This is a genomic window from Streptomyces sp. NPDC087300 (assembly GCF_044744425.1).
In the GTDB taxonomy this organism is placed as follows: domain Bacteria; phylum Actinomycetota; class Actinomycetes; order Streptomycetales; family Streptomycetaceae; genus Streptomyces.
Map to the genome: position 1 here is coordinate 1 of NZ_JBIUYI010000018.1, position 16,563 is coordinate 16,563.

Annotated in this window: 16 protein-coding genes and 2 pseudogenes; 7 read left to right on the plus strand and 11 right to left on the minus strand. The window is 67.0% G+C overall.

The features are described from left to right. Nucleotides 1-264: 264 nt before the first annotated feature. The 6 genes from ACIO9J_RS41580 to ACIO9J_RS41605 form a co-directional block, all read right to left on the minus strand. Complete coding sequence (locus ACIO9J_RS41580; RefSeq protein WP_402010718.1) at nucleotides 265-1,749, minus strand: hypothetical protein; 1,485 nt, start codon at nucleotides 1,747-1,749, stop codon at nucleotides 265-267. A gap of 454 nt (nucleotides 1,750-2,203) precedes the next feature. Further along, nucleotides 2,204-3,301: a hypothetical protein gene (locus tag ACIO9J_RS41585; protein WP_402010720.1), complete on the minus strand. Its 1,098-nt coding sequence runs from the start codon at nucleotides 3,299-3,301 to the stop codon at nucleotides 2,204-2,206. A 445-nt stretch (nucleotides 3,302-3,746) separates the two neighbouring features. Further along, nucleotides 3,747-4,205 carry a YaaC family protein gene (locus tag ACIO9J_RS41590; RefSeq protein ID WP_402010722.1) on the minus strand — a complete coding sequence of 153 codons (459 nt, stop codon included), beginning with the start codon at nucleotides 4,203-4,205 and terminating at the stop codon, nucleotides 3,747-3,749. Between the two features lie 54 nt (nucleotides 4,206-4,259). Then, nucleotides 4,260-5,072 carry a hypothetical protein gene (locus ACIO9J_RS41595; protein ID WP_402010724.1) on the minus strand — a complete coding sequence of 271 codons (813 nt, stop codon included), beginning with the start codon at nucleotides 5,070-5,072 and terminating at the stop codon, nucleotides 4,260-4,262. A 423-nt stretch (nucleotides 5,073-5,495) separates the two neighbouring features. Continuing rightward, nucleotides 5,496-5,972, minus strand: coding sequence for a hypothetical protein (locus tag ACIO9J_RS41600; RefSeq protein WP_402010726.1), 477 nt, complete (start codon nucleotides 5,970-5,972; stop codon nucleotides 5,496-5,498). Nucleotides 5,973-6,856: 884 nt separating this feature from the next. Continuing rightward, entirely contained in the window at nucleotides 6,857-7,462 is a 606-nt protein-coding gene (locus ACIO9J_RS41605) for a hypothetical protein (RefSeq protein WP_402010728.1), read from the minus strand. Between the two features lie 255 nt (nucleotides 7,463-7,717). Here ACIO9J_RS41605 and ACIO9J_RS41610 point away from each other — a divergent pair, with 255 nt between their 5' ends. Then, nucleotides 7,718-8,008 (plus strand): hypothetical protein, encoded by a 291-nt coding sequence (locus tag ACIO9J_RS41610; RefSeq protein ID WP_402010730.1) that lies wholly within the window; start codon nucleotides 7,718-7,720, stop codon nucleotides 8,006-8,008. Between the two features lie 23 nt (nucleotides 8,009-8,031). On the opposite strand, the gene ACIO9J_RS41615 is transcribed toward ACIO9J_RS41610, so the two are convergent. Continuing rightward, nucleotides 8,032-9,627, minus strand: coding sequence for a hypothetical protein (locus ACIO9J_RS41615; protein ID WP_402010732.1), 1,596 nt, complete (start codon nucleotides 9,625-9,627; stop codon nucleotides 8,032-8,034). A gap of 102 nt (nucleotides 9,628-9,729) precedes the next feature. Between ACIO9J_RS41615 and ACIO9J_RS41620 the strand changes: the two are divergent. Next, a pseudogene (locus ACIO9J_RS41620) lies at nucleotides 9,730-10,401 on the plus strand (IS5 family transposase); the annotation flags it as partial. An 89-nt stretch (nucleotides 10,402-10,490) separates the two neighbouring features. On the opposite strand, the gene ACIO9J_RS41625 reads toward ACIO9J_RS41620, so the two are convergent. Continuing rightward, the gene (locus ACIO9J_RS41625; protein WP_402010734.1) at nucleotides 10,491-11,261 is read right to left on the minus strand and encodes a barstar family protein; all 771 of its coding nucleotides are present in this window, start codon (nucleotides 11,259-11,261) and stop codon (nucleotides 10,491-10,493) included. 195 nt (nucleotides 11,262-11,456) lie between these two features. Between ACIO9J_RS41625 and ACIO9J_RS41630 the strand changes: the two are divergent. Continuing rightward, nucleotides 11,457-11,780: pseudogene (locus ACIO9J_RS41630) on the plus strand (transposase); the annotation flags it as partial. A gap of 65 nt (nucleotides 11,781-11,845) precedes the next feature. Here ACIO9J_RS41630 and ACIO9J_RS41635 read toward each other — a convergent pair. Then, the gene (locus tag ACIO9J_RS41635; RefSeq protein ID WP_402010735.1) at nucleotides 11,846-12,127 is read right to left on the minus strand and encodes a hypothetical protein; all 282 of its coding nucleotides are present in this window, start codon (nucleotides 12,125-12,127) and stop codon (nucleotides 11,846-11,848) included. Nucleotides 12,128-12,258: 131 nt separating this feature from the next. On the opposite strand from ACIO9J_RS41635, the gene ACIO9J_RS41640 reads away from it, so the two are divergent. The 3 genes from ACIO9J_RS41640 (at nucleotide 12,259) to ACIO9J_RS41650 (ending at nucleotide 14,597) form a co-directional block, all read left to right on the plus strand. After that, nucleotides 12,259-12,780 carry an NUDIX domain-containing protein gene (locus ACIO9J_RS41640; protein WP_402010818.1) on the plus strand — a complete coding sequence of 174 codons (522 nt, stop codon included), beginning with the start codon at nucleotides 12,259-12,261 and terminating at the stop codon, nucleotides 12,778-12,780. A gap of 188 nt (nucleotides 12,781-12,968) precedes the next feature. Then, entirely contained in the window at nucleotides 12,969-13,565 is a 597-nt protein-coding gene (locus ACIO9J_RS41645; RefSeq protein ID WP_402010737.1) for a nucleotidyltransferase domain-containing protein, read from the plus strand. 570 nt (nucleotides 13,566-14,135) lie between these two features. Next, nucleotides 14,136-14,597 carry a hypothetical protein gene (locus ACIO9J_RS41650; RefSeq protein WP_402010739.1) on the plus strand — a complete coding sequence of 154 codons (462 nt, stop codon included), beginning with the start codon at nucleotides 14,136-14,138 and terminating at the stop codon, nucleotides 14,595-14,597. A gap of 47 nt (nucleotides 14,598-14,644) precedes the next feature. On the opposite strand, the gene ACIO9J_RS41655 is transcribed toward ACIO9J_RS41650, so the two are convergent. Beyond that, entirely contained in the window at nucleotides 14,645-14,824 is a 180-nt protein-coding gene (locus ACIO9J_RS41655; protein WP_402010741.1) for a hypothetical protein, read from the minus strand. A gap of 251 nt (nucleotides 14,825-15,075) precedes the next feature. On the opposite strand from ACIO9J_RS41655, the gene ACIO9J_RS41660 reads away from it, so the two are divergent. After that, nucleotides 15,076-15,642, plus strand: a complete 567-nt coding sequence (locus ACIO9J_RS41660) for an SMI1/KNR4 family protein (RefSeq protein ID WP_402010743.1) — start codon at nucleotides 15,076-15,078, stop codon at nucleotides 15,640-15,642. Nucleotides 15,643-15,790: 148 nt separating this feature from the next. Here ACIO9J_RS41660 and ACIO9J_RS41665 read toward each other — a convergent pair whose 3' ends face one another. After that, nucleotides 15,791-16,540 (minus strand): transposase family protein, encoded by a 750-nt coding sequence (locus ACIO9J_RS41665; protein WP_402010745.1) that lies wholly within the window; start codon nucleotides 16,538-16,540, stop codon nucleotides 15,791-15,793. Between the last annotated feature and the right edge of the window lie 23 nt (nucleotides 16,541-16,563).

Here is a 16,563-nt window from a genome sequence, read left to right on the forward strand (position 1 = left end):
CGACGGTCTCCCTGCGCGAGTGCACCTGAACGTCTGCTCAGCCAAAGGAAGACACATGCCCCAGGCCGGTGAACCTTTGCGGTCACAGCACTAGCGACGACAACCGCGTCCTGGGCCTCGATCCTGAAGGTTCGCCAGGTCCCTGCGGGGCACGGCGTTCACCGTGGCGGCGTTCGACTCGCTCGTCGAAGCCGCGTCGGGCCCTGGCCCGCGCGCAGTCGCCGCATCTCTGCACGGCCCCATGCAGGGCCTGCGCACAGGCCATCAATCACACTGCGCCGGGCGAGGTGGCTGAGGGGGTGTACCAAGGATCTCGCGGGCGCCGGGGATCGTCCAGATTCCGCGGGGGCGTGCCGGATCGTCTGCGTCAGCCGGGACGATGGGGCGGCGCGGCGCGGTGTGAAGGGGCAGCTGGGGTCCGCGACCGTGGGGGGAGAGCCCTGGTGGTGGTTCTACTCGTGGCTGGCGTGGTGGGCGGGGCCGGTCCGTCCGGGGCGACAAGGCGTGTCTGGAGCGGGAGCTGCTGGTGGCAGGGCGTGGGGCTGGCGGCTGAAGAGTCTCCCAGTACGCGCTGCCGGGGCGGACGCTGGACCAGGAGTCCTGGCCGATGTCGAGCCAGCCCTCGGCAACAAGGCCCTGGACGGCGGTGCGTAGGGTTTCGGCGCTCCAGAGGGCCTGGGGGTTCTCATGACTGAACTGGGCGACGAGGTCGCGCAGCGGCATGGGGTGGCGGTGGTGCTGGTGGTAGGTGTGTGCGGCAGCCGCGAGATCACTCCCGCGACCGGTGAGAGCGATGACGGTCGGGGTGGGGCGGGCGGTGAGGGGAGCCGCGCCGGGGATGTGGTGGCGAACCTGCTGGGCGAGGCGGTAGGCAGGTGATGCGTTCCAGCCGGTGTTGAGGTGGAGGGCCTGCAGCCAGCCGGTGCGCTGCAGGGTCTGTAGCACGGCGTCGGTGACCGAGGGGGAGGAGAAGCGGCAGCGGGCTGCCATGGTGCGGCGGTTGGCGTGGCCGCGGCCATCGACGGTGCTATGGGCTGTCAGGTAGAGGGCGGCCAGGCGTACGCCTGCCGGCTGGGCGTAGAGCCGTTCGTCGGCGATCAGCCGGTTTACCCACCCACTGAAAGGTTTACGGAGATGGCGTCCGAGGCCGGTCTGCTTCCACAGCAGCGCCAGCGCGGGCACGGGGCACACGGCGGCGGGCAAACCGACGGTGGCAGCACGCACGGCCGCGACGGAGGTGTGGATCCAGGCACCGGCGATGAGGTCTTCCAGCGCCGCCTCGCTCAGGCCCGCACGGTCGTCGGTGAAGTCCTCGGCGATGAAGCGTGCCGTGTGGTCGTTGCGGTGGCGCAGCATCGCAACGAGCGCCAGGAGGCGGGCCTCGGCGCTGGCTCCGGCGCGGGCCTCGGCGAGGGCTTCGAGGGCGGAGTCGACGATGCTGGTGTAGCGCGCGGGCGGGGACCAGCCCTGCGGGGCCGGGCCCACCTCACGTTCCCCGTCCACTGCCTGCCGGCCCTCGCCCGTGGCTGCCGGGGCTAGGTCCTTGGCCCCCTCCGGCTGGTCTTCGCGAAGCGTGGTGTCGGAGCACTCTTCCTGGCAGACCGGGCAGTTGGCAGGGGTGCGCCGCGGAGGCGGCGCTGCCTGTGCCTGGAGCACCTTGGCTCTCGGAATCGCCTTCGCGCATCCCGCACATACTTCGGCGATCATCCACAGCCGTCCCAGCACATCGGGCACCAGGACGAGCCGCATCTGCTCGTGGCACAGCGGCACAGGCCGCGTGGCGTGCCAGTCACACTGGTGTGCCCGGCAGCCGCAGGATGCGCGCTCAGCGAGTTGGATCCGAGCGACGTGCTCGCGTACGTGCTGCAGTGCGGCAGTGCGGGCCAGGGTTGGGTCGCGAAAGCGCTGCGGGAGCGGTGTGCAGGTGGGGTCGGAGCAGTCGATGACACACACCCCGGCTGCGGGGCGGCCATAGGGCACCAGACGAATCGTCCAACGACGCCCTGCGCGCAGATGCCTCACTCTGTCGTCCTTCCTTCCGCCGCCCAATCCTTCGGGTTGGGACAGCTCGGGGCAGCTCGGCGCGCCAGAAGCCCTGAGGCGGACGGGGTGGTTCACCCGGATGACGCCACATCACGGCAGGGCAACGGCCCCGTCTCGATCAGCGCCGTCACACCTGCTTCAGACAGTGGGGATCGACGAGTCACTGGACAGGAGGTCCGGAGAATCCGGCGGTCTGGAACTCGGCGTGCAGGTCGAGGATGCGGGCGCCCTCGGTGCCGTAGGTGCGTACGGCTGCCTCCCGCCCGGAGATCCGCGCGGCCGCCAGCACCAGTTCCGGGGTGGTCTTCACGGCGTCGCGTAGCAGGCTCATTTCCCACTTGTTCATGGGTACGTCCTCCACCTGGGCGTACTCCGTACAGGTCTCCCCGGCGGCAGGATCTGCCCGGACCCTCCGGGTGGTCCTCTGGAACGCATCGTTGGGTGGAACAGCGCGTTGGAGGACCTCGTCATAGTCCGGGCCATGTGTCGAGGCGCGCTCGGCCTCTGCCTTGTCCTGGCGTCGCAGGGCTGCAGCGATGACCCGGTGAGGGAACCTGGGCCGCCAGCGTCCGACACCGAGTTCCTGACCGAGGTCACGCAGCCACACCAGGATCTGCGTCCGGGACCAGTCCTTGGCAACCAGGTCGAGCAGGACCCAGGACAGCTGATCGTGTGTGGCGCCCTGAGTCCAGTTCACCAGCGGCCTTACGGAGACGGCGAATTTGCGTGCGCGGTCGATCCGATCGGCAGTGATCTTGTATCCGAGGATCGTAAGCGTGCGCTTCGAGCGGCGGGTTGTGGAATCGGCTGTCCGAGCCTGCTCGGTAGAAACGTCTTTACCACCCCTCATCTGCACCTGACCCACCTCATTAACCACCGTCAGGGAAGGGGTCTCAAGGCCGCCTGAGCAGCGGTTATCCACAGGCGAGTTATCCACAGACCCAGACCCGGCAGCCGCGGGGCCGGGGTCCCGCTGGTCCACCACGATCCGGGCCGTGTACCCGGAGCCGACGATGGTGTGGCCGAGCGCGAGGTCGTACGCGGCCGGGATCACCGCCGCGTACAGGGTCGCCGTAGCGGCGTAGCCGCCGAGCCCGGCGGCCCGGCGCACATTGGTTCGGCTACCGCGCTCCGCCCATACCAGCGACCCCACCTCGCGCAGATACGCCACATGCCGGCTGATCGTCGCGCGCGACAGCTCCAGTCGGTCCACCATGCCCTCAAGGCAGTACCGGACCACACCGGTGTCGTAGTCCATCCGCGCCGCCAGGTCCCGCGCGACCATCAACGTCGTTGCCGACGCCCGCGGATGAAGCCCCTGAGCAACGAGCCACTCGACGGACCGGAGCCATCGCCGTGGGCCAGACCGGCGCGACCTGGTCTTCGACACCACCTGGTCATCAGCAGGAACCAACGACGCCGAGAGCTCCGTCGCCGAGGCGCCCGACCAACGCGAAGAAGATGCGGCCGCAGTGTTCACCGGGGCACCCCGGAGAAGGACGCGCAGAGCGTCGCGCCACTCCGACGGCGAGGCGCGACCGTAGCTGGCCGAGCGCGGACATTCTCGGACGCCGACGAATCCGCGGAACCCGGCTCCATCACCGGACCAGCCGCCTCCGGACCTGCGGACACCCAGCGGCAACGGAACGACCGGCACCCGACAGACAGAGCTGCGGCGCTCACATCAGCCCCGGCCGGAACGGTCACGGCCTTGACGGCACGCGACCCGAGGGCAGCGACGGGGATGAGCGGAGCAGCGAGCGCAACGGAGGGCCTCGAAGCTGCACTTGTGTGCAGCGAGTCACCTGCCCACTCCGCTTGAAACGGGATGTAACGGGCGTAGCCAGGCTGGAAAAGGGCACAGCGATCCGTCCGGCCTGGCTCAGGCCGTAGAAGACCTGGAGAGGACGCGTAGCGGGACCCACGATGGCGGCGGCTCGGAACATCTGCTCGGTCTGTTCCAGAGCCGCCGCGTAGGTCTTGCGGCGGGATCCGCCGTTGGCCCTGCCAGGTGGCTTCCAGCGGCTGGCCCGCAGCCGCTCCCACGCCTCATCGGCGTTCACATCGAGGTGCCTGGCCCGGGACGCTACCCGCTGGCGAGTTGACACCGCTGGGTGATTCACCAGTCCCGGGACCCATCGTCCGGCCGTCACCGACGGCACGGGCTTGCCCAGGAGGGCCTTGGGCTTGTCCGCCCCGCCGACAGGATGCCCGGCTTAACGGCGCAGACGTGAGAGCCAGCCGGTGGCCTTCTGCTCAGACACGGCCTGCTCCTGGTCCCGGCTCGCGGCGGGCCAGGCTTGCTTCCAGTCGGTCTCGTGCCGCTGGTCGCAGTCCCCGCACAGCGTCGGTCGGGACTCTTGGGCCGTGCTGCCCCAACCGACGCGCTCGGTCGCCCGCCACCGTTCGTCGGTGAAGTCGGCACCGCACTGGGTGCAGACGGGGCGCCGGGGGTTCCGCCGGAAGTCGTGCGGCCCCACGTCCGCGCGCCGCGGCTCCTGGTGCTCCCGCGTAGCGGCCGCCGGGCCGACGGCGGCCGCGCTGTCCCTCTGCTTGCAGTCGTCGCACAGGTGCGGGTGCGAGTCCTTCGGGGTGCTCCAGTCCGTCGGCTGTGCCGCCTCCCAGCGGGCATCGGTGAACTTCGCCCCGCATCCGGTGCAGACGAGACGGCGGGCCTCGCGCTCGGCCGCCTGCTCCTGGGCCGCCCGCCATATCTGTGCCTGGTACTCCACCTGACCGGCCCTGGACTCTTCTGCCTCGCGGGTGCCGGCAGCCTCGAGGCGCGGGTTGCCGATCGCCTCCAGGAGCGGCTCCATGTGGCCGCGGCCGAAGCGGAGGAACACGGGGCCGGCCGGTCCGTGCTCGCCAAGATTGCCCAGCCCGACGGCGACGACCGGGATCTTCCCGTCGTAGAGATGGTGGCCGCCGCGCTGCCGCTCCCCCTGCCACAGGTGACGGGTCAGCTCTTGCAGACGCGGGACGGTGCGATTGGGGTTGCGCTCGCCGATGCGGTTGAACACCAGCAGCACGGGCGGATGCGGCACTTCGCCGTAGCGGCCAGGACCTCCTCGCTCAGGGGCGGCTGCCCATCGGCCATGCGACGCCACAACGTGAAGGCGACCATCACGTCGGCACTCGCGTAGCGCCAGGCCAGTGCCCCGGTCTTGCGCTCGTAGTGCATGGCCTGGTGGCACAGTGCCCCGACCGCGTCACCGAAGTGCGGCAGGCCACCGGGTGGCGCGTCCGCGGCCTGCTCACAGCGGGCGAGCAGGCGCTCGGCGACCGCGCGGGCGCCCTGCAGTTCCTGGGGGAATCCCGCGGGCCTTCATCTGCGCCGCCACCTTGTCGTGCAGCTCACGCAAGGGCTCCAGCTCTACCGGAAGCGTCACCGGTGCGACGGTGGCGCCCTTGCGCCGGGTGATGCTGGCGGCCAGGTAGCTGCCGCTGGTCTCTCAGAGCCGCACGGGCAGCGTGCCTCGCTGGGTGTGCACGGGACCATCGGCGGCTTCCCGCTCAACGATCATGCGGGTGAGGTTGCCGTACAGGCGCTGCAGCGGGCCGGTGTCGTTGGGCAGCGGCACGTGCCGGACGGCCGCTTCGGGACGGGTCTGATGGTCGGCGCGGAGGCCTCCGTAGCGGCCCTTCCACACCCACACCGTGACCGTGTGCACGGCCGGCTTCCCTTTGCCGGTGCCTGCGGCGGTGCCGGGCTTCGACGACGCCGGCCCCTGGCCCGCAGGGTGTGCCGGTGCCGCGAGGGCGATACCGTTCTGCGCGTTGTGGTCGCGCCTCACCCACCGATCGACCTCGTGGCGCTGGACCGCGGTGAGGTGCTGGCCCGCCTTGTCGGCCTCTTCGGCCAGGAGCTGCGCGTGGCTGCGCAGCGTCGCCTTCGTGGACGCGTCGGCCCGCGCGGACAGATCCGACACCCGCCGCGTATCCTGTTCCCTGCCCCGCTGCGCTTGGTTGTACCGGCACACCGCGCACGCCAAGGACACCGGCCATTGGCCGCCCCGGGGAGTTGCAGGAGTGCGAATTACACGTGGTCCGCGAGACGTCAAACGGCTGCGGCACCATCCGGGGCGGCGTTTCGCTGAATCCGAATACTGTCGGGGTCAGATGCCGAAGAGCGGCTTGACCAACAGCATCAGATTCAGTACTCATCTCATGGCTGACGAGACGTTACCGAAGAGAGAATTCCAGCTCGCTTGTCATTCGGAGCCACCACCATTGCCAATTCCGGTTTCCCTGCGGATTTTGACGCTACCGACACCGCTCCGCGATGGCGCGTCTTCCCCTGCAGGGAAGGTGCGGTGTAGTTCACTACCATCGCGTCTTTTGCGCATGACAGTGACGCCCAAATCTTACTCCCGTGAGAGCCGGAACCCGACGATTTCAGGTATGGTCCATGAGGGATCTCGATTGTCCCTTCATCTTTCTCGGGCCAGGCCGTTCGGAGATGCAGGATGTCGCGTTCCGGGTCGCCGTCAGGAACGACAAGCACGCCGCATGATTCTTTCTCCGCGTACAGTACGACGCGGTTCTCACCAACGTGCACCTCGCCGACAACCCGTCGCTTTTCCGCGGGAGACCCCTCATCGAGATCTGCGAAGACATCGGAATTCAGTGAAACACGCGGAAGGCTCAGCAGGCGCGACGTTCCGGATGGTGCAGCCGAACTCGCAGACCTCTCCGGGGCGCTGCTTCCGGAGCTGCAGGCAGAGAGGACCTCCCCGAGGCCGGCACAGGCCACGACGAGCGCAAGCGTACTTCGGTTCAACGGGGTCCTTCCCACTGCTACAACACGCCAGGGTCAGCTAGCCCACTGATTAAAGCAGACGCCCACAGGCCGGAGCGCAGTGCCCTCACCCTTTTTCTTCGTCCCCTTGTAGATGGAGAACGTGTACTTGTCGTACAGGGGGTAGGCCTCGATGTAGCCGAACTTATTCTTGGGCACCTCAAAGCGCGTCTGGTCCTCGACGGTGTAACTCTTCGTCACCTTGAAGCCGACTGCGGCTGAGACAATTTTGTAGTCGATACCGACTTCTGTGCTCACCTCGGAAGAAACGCTTTTCGAGACAGTCATCACCAGAGTGGTCTTACCTCTACCGCTGGTCTTCTGAATCTTCCTGAGCCCGCACAGCTCACCCTGATATTTAACCTTCTTCACCTTCATCGTGGCGGCACGTTTGGCCTCCGAACCGCCCATGAGGTCACCCGCACCTTCGGCGGGAATCTCTCCAGCAGCCACATTACGCTTGACTATCGTGTCAGCACCCGGCACGAAACCTTCCGTGGCCCCGGAAGGAACATTCACCTCGTCGCTGGGTGGCACGTCAGAAGCGAAGGCCGATCCGGCCGCCCCCACGGTGAGAAGCATCGCGCTCACTGCCACGCCAGCCTTGACTGCAGACTTCACGTTTCTCCCCATGTTCTCGCCCGGCTGGTCAAGCCAGGCTTCATGATCTTGAAGGTAATGAGGAGAGCTCCCCACAGGCAACATGAACCGTGTCACAATAATTACGGAGAGTGATAACTGCGGTCTGACCTAGGAGAACTCAGCTGGTCCGGGCTCCTGCAGAGGAACTTCCTGGGCGTCCGCGACGTCGTCGAACTCCCCCGTCGCTTGCCGGGGCCCCTATGTCTTCGGTCAAGGGGCAACTGGGGTTGGTGGTTGGTAGAAGGTCGCCGTCACGGCTCGCGCGGCGACGACGGGGAACCAGCCGAACCCGGCCTGGATGAGGCGTACGGCGCGGTCCTCGCGATCGTGCTGCACCCGCCCGGCCGCTACCCCGACACCGCGATGTCCGTCGTCATCGACACCCCCGTCGCCTGCACGGCCGTCGCGGTGAACCTGCAGCAGCTGCGCACCGCGCGCTTCACCGACGCCACCCGCCGCGGCGACGTCGACCCCGCCGTGATGTCCCGCGTCGACCAGGCGCTCTGCGCCGTCCTGGACCTCTGATCCGTGCGGGACTCGGCAGTCCTCTACGGCCGGGCCTCCTTGAGCCGGGTGTACTCCTGGGCCAGTTCGATCCGTGCACGGTGCGGGCCTCCAGCAGTGGTGCACCGCTGCTCAGGTCCCTGGCCGCAGTCAGGGCATGTCACCTCGTACACCCGCCACGGGCGCCGGGCCCGTTGCCGCTCCTGGCGTTCCTTGATGATCGGCTTCAGCCGCTCGTCGTGCGGCACCCGTCGCACCACATCCGGTGTGGCGTCGATGGCACACTGCTGGCTCTGCTCTGCCCCGCAGCGCGGACAGGGTCTCTCCAGCCACCTCTTCCGGGACACCTGCTTATGGAGCTGCGGAAGCCGCTTCCCCTCTCCCAGGCGGTGCAGTCGCTCCCGCCAGACCTCGATCTTCGCGTGCCGCTGCGGCCCGAGACTGCCTGCCACGCTCGCCGCCCGAAGCAGCTCACAGACCTTGGAACGCAGCACGCCGGGGTCCGGGTCGGCGGGAAGCTGGTCAAGTTCAGCGAGGAGGGCGTTGAGCCGCTTGTTCCTGGCCGCCGTGACGGCGGCCAGGAAGTCGGCGGCCGCGGTAATCACGCCGCGCTCCTCGCCGGAACTCCCTTGCTTGGCGGCCGTCTTGGCCTGCCCCAGAAGCTTTTCGACCCTGTGGACCCGCTGCTCGGTCACTGCCTGTTCCAGGCTGGCGAACAGCCCCCGGCGGGCTCCGACCTCCTTCTCCAGCCAGAGAAGGCCGGAGCGCAGGGCGCCATCCAGCTGCTCATGCAGCCGCGGGCTCACCCCGGCGAGCTCCGGTATCTCGCGGCACACCGCCTCCGCCAGGGCGATGGACTCGATCCGGCGGGCGTAGAGCAGCTTGCGCAACAGCTCCCGCGCCCTCATGTCGGGGGCCGACTCCGCCTTCTGGCCCGGCGTCCACTTCGCGGGCGCCGACGCGCTGCGGGCCTGGACGATCCGCTGAACCGCCGGCGTCGACAGCCCGCGCTCGGTCACCTCGCATTCCTCCAGGGCGAACCACTCGGTGGGCCGCGCGAAGGCCTCCGTGCCGATCCACACCCTCCTGCTCGTGCCCTCGCTGTCCAGACGGATCCGGTGCACGTACCAGCGCTCGATCAGTGTGTCCCGGTCGACCGGAACCCCCAGGCCGAGCACCGGCTCCAGACCGTCGTCCCACACCGGCGCCACCGACCGGTCCAAGTACACCCGCAGAGTGCCGCGCGGCCAGCGGATATCGACCACGGAACCGAGCCGCCCTCCCGCAGCGGCGGTGTACTCGAAGCTGGCCTGCTGGCCGCGGCCGGCGAGCCAGGCCGCGGCCGCCGAGCGCACATAGAGGTGATCTGCGCTGTTCACGCCACGGGCGCGGCGCCCGCACACGTGGGGCAGCCCGTCCGGGTCCGGGTGATGAGCGAAATGACAGGCGCGGTCCGTGCACAGCTTCGTGGTCAGCTGACCGCCGCAGCCCTCGAGGAGGGTGCCGCACCAGTAGGTCGCACCCTCGCAGCGGTAGCGGAAAGCATCCAGCTCGATCGCCTCCATCGGCAGCATCAGCGGCTCATCCGAGTCCGCACTACCCAGCACCGCCGTCTGGATCCGCCGCCTGTCAGCCTGCACACACGCCCCCATCGCCGCACCGCCAACTCATCGTGACACCAGTGCAGTTGACCAACCAGAGGGCACCACGGGACCAGTCACCTGCTTACAGGCGAGCTCCTGGTCGTCGACGCGATCCGCTACGTCGTCGACACGGGCTGCAAGTGGAGGGCCCTGCCGCACGACTACCCGCCGTTCAAGACGGTGTTCGGCTTCTACAGCCGCTGGATCCGCCGGGGCGTGTTCAACCTCATCCGTGACCAGCTGCGACGGCGAGTACGCCGTCAGGCCGGCACCTACCCGAACAGCGTGGCCGCCGTGATCGACTCCCAGACCGTCAAGGTCACGGCCACCGTCCCGAAAGCCACTTCCGACTACGATCCGGGCAAGAACATGCCGGGCCGCAAGAGACACATCGTGGTCGACACTCGCGGCTTGCTGCTGTTCGTGATGGTGACGCCCGGTAGCGTCCACGACAGCGTCGCCGCCCGCGAAGTCCTCTTCCGCCTGCGCCTCATGCACCCGCAGATCACGGTCGTCTGGGCCGACTCGATCTACGCGGGCACTCTCGTCACCTGGGCCAAGTCGTTCCTTGGCCTCACCCTCAAGACAGTCAGCCGCCCCAAGTCCGCCAAGGGCTTCGTCCTCCTGCCGGTCCGCTGGGTGGTCGAGCGAAGCCTGGCGTGGTGGCTCCATGCCCGCCGCAATGTCCGCGACTACGAGACACTGCCTGAACACGCCGAAGCGATGCTCACCATCGCCGCGATCACACTCATGACCCGCCGCCTGACCCAGCCGAACGCCGCCATGCCACGCCCGCAACCTCCTCTGAAGGCCGCTTGATGAACGAGTGCCGATCTCCGCTCAAGCCTTCTTCCTCCTGTTCACCGCATGAGGACGTCGATGTCGTGGTCGGCAAAGATCTCAAGGAGAACCTGGATATCGGCGGCAGTGTCGCTGTCCGCGGCGGGAGCGCTGATCAGGCCTGAGCTGTCGGCATTCGAGTGCAGCCATTCCAGGGTGAACGGGGGCTTGGCGCCGAAGCCTCCTCTCAGGCAGTCGTCCACGGCAGCGAGGTTCCATCCGAAGTACCCGCTGGGACCGTTGATGGCCTCTCCCAGCGCGCAGTAGAAGCCGTTGATATCGACGACTTGCCGGCCGTCCAGGGTGAACACCTGGCCCGGCGGGCGGTCTTCGGGCTGTCCCCGACGCTGGTACTCACGAGACCACAGTGCAACGGACAACCAGGCCTTCCGGCCTCCCGCGTCCAGGTCACCCCACATGCCCTTGCGGTTCAACTTTCCTGTTCGGAGTAGGTCCCAGACTGCCGCCGACCCAGGGAGCAGCTGATCGCACCACAGGCGCACCTCGATATCGAACAACCCGTCGCCGTGGACTGACGGCCTCGCAGCCGTCGCGGTCAGACCGCTGACGAAGTAGGAACCCATCTTGATGCCCTCGGCATCGAGGAACGACAGATGGGCCCCGCCTGCCGTCGCTCCCCGGCTCCCCAGACGATCGAGGCTGGTCAGGAACTCTCCCTCGGGCGAGCATCCCAGGAGTTCAACCCGCCGCAGACCGTCTTCGTGAGGATCGAACAGCCCCTCGGCGTCCTGCACGAACCCCCAAAACTCATCATCCTCGTCACTGGTCATGGCGTACTTACACCCTGCACCAGGCCCACCCACCGGCTCCATGGCACCTCCTGCGCGGCAGAGCCTACCCACGGCTCCACGACGGGGCAGCTGGACTACAGGGCAGCTCGGCCTGCACGAAGACGATCACGTTGACCCTCCACCGTCGCAGGGCGGCCGAAGGATGAAAGGCGGGTTCAAAGCGAAGACGACCGCGCCGACCTGAAGGAGGTCCTGGCCCACTGCCCCGAACTGGACACGGCCGCCGGGCATATCCGCGACTTCGGCGAGATCCTCAGCCACCGCCACGAGGCCAGGCTCCCCGCCTGGATCGACGCCGTCGATACCAGCCAACTGCCCGGCCTCACCGGCTTAGCACTCCACTTGCTCCGAGATCTCGACGCCGTGACAGCCGGACTCACCCTGGAGTGGAGCTCCGGCAGCGTCGAGGGCGCCGTGAACCGCATCAAGAAGATCAAAAGGCAGCCCTACGGCCGAGCCGGATTCGAACTACTCCGCAAAATGATCCTGCTTCAGTAACCCTCCGCGACCGCTCCCCAAGATCTGTGTCAGAACCCCGAAGTCATCGACATAGCCACACGGCTTCAGAAGGGAACGACCAGCCCGGCTTCTCGCAACCCAAGCAATGCCCTGCCCATGCACTCGGCGGCCGAGGCCCCATCGGCCCTCATCCCACCATCCAGAGGCCCACCAGAAGCTGCGAATGTCCACGCCGGCTGACCGTCACGCATCCGCTCCGCGTCGACCCGGATCATGGCACCTACACCCTGCTCGCCGAGCCACTCCAGGATGAGCATCGTCGCGTCCTCGACGCCGCTGTCCAGATCCGCCTTGGGCATCCGCCCCAGTCCCTTGGCGATGGCCACAACCCTACTCAGGAGCTGGATGGGCCTTGCCACACGCTTTCAGGCGGCTCAGACCATAAAGCACAAGCTCAGTGATTGTTTGAGAACCGACCAGGTTCCGAGAAGTGGCACTGTCAGTGGGCTGTGCCAGGGTGTGCGGCGTGGACGAACTGGTGGAGCGCGTCGATGATCAGGATCGTGTCCTGGGGGTGGTCAGTCGCCGGCAGGCAGTTCGGGAGGGGTGGCTGCACCGGGTCGCCGTGACGGTGTGTCGTGATGAGGGTGGGCGGATCATCGTTACCCGGCGGTCGGAACAACTGTCGCGCTTCCCCGGGCTCTATGAGGTCGTGGTCGGTGGCGCCGTGGATGTCGGTGCGTCCTATGAGCAGGCCGCCGCGCGGGAGCTGGCCGAAGAGCTGGGCGTTCGTGTGCAGCCGCGCTTGCTGTTCACGTTCCTCAACCGCTGCGGTTTGAGCCCTCACTGGCTCGGCGTTCACGAAGCCGTGGTGCCGGACGCCGTGGCCGCTGATCCTGATGAGATCGCTTGGCATGGCTGGCTGACCGAGCCGGAGCTGCGGCAGGCCCTGCTGGAGTGGAGCTTCGCCCCCGACAGCCACGAAGCTTTCAACCAGTATCTCGCGTTCCGGCTCCGTCCCAGAAATGCAAGGTCGTAAGCCAGGTGATGCCTAGCGATCTGTCTCTGGCAACTGGCACGATGAGCGCCCATGGGTGATCAAGAAGCTGTCGAAGCCCTGGCTCTCCGTGTGGTCACTGAGTTCTTTCCGCATTCCCTGGGCGCCATGCTCGGAGGCTCCGCTGCTCAAGGTCGTAAGGTCGCGCCACCCCAACCAGCGATCTGGACGTGGCCGTTCTCCTGCCCGACTCAGACAAGAGCCGCCGGGAGGTGATCCGACACGAGGGCCGCATCGTCGAGTTGTTCCTGAACACCCTTGCGGACGTGCCGGAGTTCTTCGCTTGGGACCGAGCCCGGCACCGCGGAACCGTACTCTTCGTCTATGACCAAGGTCTGCCTCTGGCTGATCCGCACGGGCATGTGGCCCGTGCGCGTCAACTGGCTCAAGACGTGCTCGCCTCCGGGCCTTCTCCACTCACCGAAGCCGAGTGGGAACACGGCCGCTATGTTCTTACGTGCTTCCTGGACGACCTGATCGACACTCCACCGGACAACCGGTACGAACAGCTTTCCCTCGCTGATCAGGTGCTGCGTAAAGCAGCTGACCTGGTCACCGCCCATCACAACGCCTGGACGGGTATCGGCAAATGGCTTCCCCGCCGGTTGCTGAGCGCGGATCCCGCACTGGGTAAAGCCCTGTTGGACGGTCATCGTGCCGTGGCCGAGCACGCCGACCCGCTGCCGCTGGCCACTGCGGTCAAGCAGGCTCTCGACTTGTTCGGCGGACCGTTGATGGAGGGATGCACACACCGCTGGCGCGCGTGAGTTGTCGTCAACGTCAAGGAGGGCTGGCTTTCCTTGACCAGTCAGTCCCTCAGTTGGACAGCCCACTGTACAACAGCCAGCTCACGATCGGGGACATGCTCCCTGCGGATCGAAGCAGAGGAGGCCGTGCTCACGGCCTGTTCACCAGGGCACTCGGATTCCTCCTCCGTCTTGCCGTAAGACGTGAAGGCACACGATCGGGCCTGATGCCCAGCCGTTGGATTGCCCGATGCCCTCGGTGCCGGCGAGCGCCCCGACTTCCCCGGTGCCCCGGCCGTCTCCGCCCTGGACGGTATTGGTCCCAGCCATGCAACTGCCGCAGGTTGGCGCCGCGTCCTCCAGGGTCCGCCTGGTCGCGTTGATCACTCGGGCCTATCAGGAGTCCTGCTGGAGGGCAGGGATGTTCTGCCGGTCAGCCCAGGACACGGCGCCTCCTTGCGTCGGCGTCAGGGTCCCGCGGTGGGCCTGTACCCGGCAGGAGTGCGGGGTTGCGCGGTTGACGAGGGCTAGCTTGATCATTCTGGTTACGATGCGGTTCTTGTCGTCGGTGTTCGGGCGGGAGTGGATTTCGTGGCTGAGCTTGTGCAGGAGCAGCGGCTCAAGGTGTTTGTGGACTCTTTCGCGTTTGCGTTTGTGGAGTCCTGGGATGCGGAGCTTCCGGTTGAGTTTCCGGATGCGTTCGATTCGGATGTGTTCGTTAATGTGTTTCCCAGCCGGGTCGATGTGTGCAGTGCCGGTAACACGCATACTGCGGCGGTGACGGTGCAGCTGTGGGGTGAGACCCCGCCGGCGCAGGACGCTGGCGTGTGGGACGCGCAGGGTGAGGCGGGGTTTGAGTCGCTGAGCGGCGATGTCGCTGTGTGGACGCCGTCGTTGGGCCGCACCGACGATCTGGTTGAGCTGGGCGGAAAGGGCCCGTGGCGGGTGCGGGTGCACTGTGCTGGGCGTGCCGAGGTGGCTGCGTTGCGGGAGTCCAAGGAGCCGATCGCCGGAGTGGAGCGGTATCTGGTGCAGTTCTTTCCCGCCGGCTGACTCGGGTCCGGGGGCGGCCGTTCGGAGTGGCCGCCCCCGGGAATCCGTCAGTTCGTGATTTTCACGGTGAAGGAGTCATCTTCGGTGTCGGCGAGCATCCTGTTCTTGGCGTAGTAGCTCTTGAGCAACAGCCCAGCTTTACCGTTGTCGGATTTTTTGACGGGCTTGACCGAGAAGTTGAACTTTTTGGCATCTGCATCGAATTCCGGCTCTGCGGCGCCTTCCATGGTGGACCTAAAGGGGTACTCGTCGCACTCTCGTGCGCCGCCCTGGGAGTAGTTGGGGCCCCAGTACCTCTTGCACTGTTTGATGGCGGCGTTGCCGTTCGCTTCGTTGCGGTCCTTGTGCCGTGTCCGGTGCAGCGGCGCATTGGGAACCTGCCCATCGTCGATAAACCTAGTGCGGTGCCCGTCCTGTCCGAGCGCAGAACGGGCGCCGCACTTCAGCCAGCTCGGCAGAGGAACTAGGGAGTGGGCACATGTCGGTTGAGGAGTCCTGGGAGAAGATCGAACGTTGGATAGCGCAGCACGCTCCGGAAGAGTCCCAGTTGCCGGGCCCCTGCACCCGCGAAAATCTGGAACGCCTGTACCAACGCCTCGGCGTACGGCTGCCCGAGGATGTCGAGCGGTCACTGTTACAGCATGACGGCTCCGGCCTCACCGACGTCCTCCTGGGGTACACGCTCCTCGGCATCGAGGACATCATCAAGCACTATGAGACGTGGCTGCGGTACGCGAACCCGGATGACGCGAACCTGAGCGCAACCGACGTTCCCTACCTCGTTCCTGTGGCTGAGATCGGTGTCTTGAAGATGATGGTCGACACCAGGACAGGGGGACTCGGCACCGGGGACATAGAGCAAGGCTACTTTCAGGAGAAGAACCCTCTTTACGCTTCTCTGTCTATTGTGCTCGACTTCGTCGGGAACCTGCTGGCCTCCCCGCCTCCGTGGATCGTGCCGCTTTCAGCAGGAGGCGAGCTGGAGGCGACCAACAGGCACCCGGATTTCCCCGGGACACTCGTGTGGACCGAAGACTTCATTTAGTGGTGCCCAGGGGGGCGATCCCAGAGGGCGAGCCCCAACGCCTGCCGGTTGCGCCCGCATTCTTCCCTTTACCTGCCTGACGGCGGAAGCGGGCCGCAACGGCGCGAGGTATGAGCACAGTTCGTGCTCCACGAGTCACTGAGCGTTTTCAGCGTTGCCTCTCCAGAGTGAGGACGGCTTTGGCGATGACGGTCATGCGGTTGGGGCTGATGCGCGATCTCCGGAAGATCTGCCAGGACTTCAGCCGTGCGATGCCTCGTTCGACGGGTGCACGGGCTGCGGACAGGGCCCGGTTCCTGGTCCGTTCGGTGGGGGTGAGTTCGCCGCCTGGCGGGCGGCGCCTGGCGGTGGTGACCCAGTCGCCGACGCCGATGCAGGCCATGTCGGCGAGGACGGGGACGCCTTGGCGCGCGCAGATCCGGAGGATCTTGTGGGTGCGGGCGGCTGCCAGGTCGTGGGTTCGGCCCGGCAGGGCCGGCGACAGCCAGAGGATCTCTCCGCCGGAGTCGGTGACGACCTGCACGTTCACCCCGTGCCGCTTGTGTTTCGAGGAGCAGTCAGCCTTGCCGTCGCCGACGCGGTCGCACGCGGCGAGCGTGCCGTCCAGGAGGACGAAGTCCGGATCGTGTACGCGCAGCGTCTTCAGCAGGCCCGGCGCCTGCTCGGCGAGCAGGGCGGTGACCGCGGTGACGTAGGCGTGTGCGGTGCCGACGGATATCCCGAACCCTGCGGCGATACGGGCGAGGGTGTCGTGGCGGCGCAGATACACCAGTGTGATCAGCGCACGCCGGTGCGGCGGCATTTTGCACCGCCGGTCACCTTCACGGGTGACGATGAGCATCGTGACCCACTCGACCAGGGCGTGAGGCAGGTCGAGTGCGGCAGAATACGGAACCAACAGGCCTCCTGCGCTGATGAGTT

Coding starts and splice junctions, on each gene's coding strand:
- ACIO9J_RS41655 (WP_402010741.1), bottom strand. CDS start 14,824: ATGGAAGGCGCCGCAGAGCCGGAATTCGATGCAGATGCCAAAAAGTTC.
- ACIO9J_RS41585 (WP_402010720.1), bottom strand. CDS start 3,301: ATGGACTACGACACCGGTGTGGTCCGGTACTGCCTTGAGGGCATGGTG.
- ACIO9J_RS41625 (WP_402010734.1), bottom strand. CDS start 11,261: ATGACCAGTGACGAGGATGATGAGTTTTGGGGGTTCGTGCAGGACGCC.
- ACIO9J_RS41660 (WP_402010743.1), top strand. CDS start 15,076: ATGTCGGTTGAGGAGTCCTGGGAGAAGATCGAACGTTGGATAGCGCAG.
- ACIO9J_RS41580 (WP_402010718.1), bottom strand. CDS start 1,749: ATGCGGCTCGTCCTGGTGCCCGATGTGCTGGGACGGCTGTGGATGATC.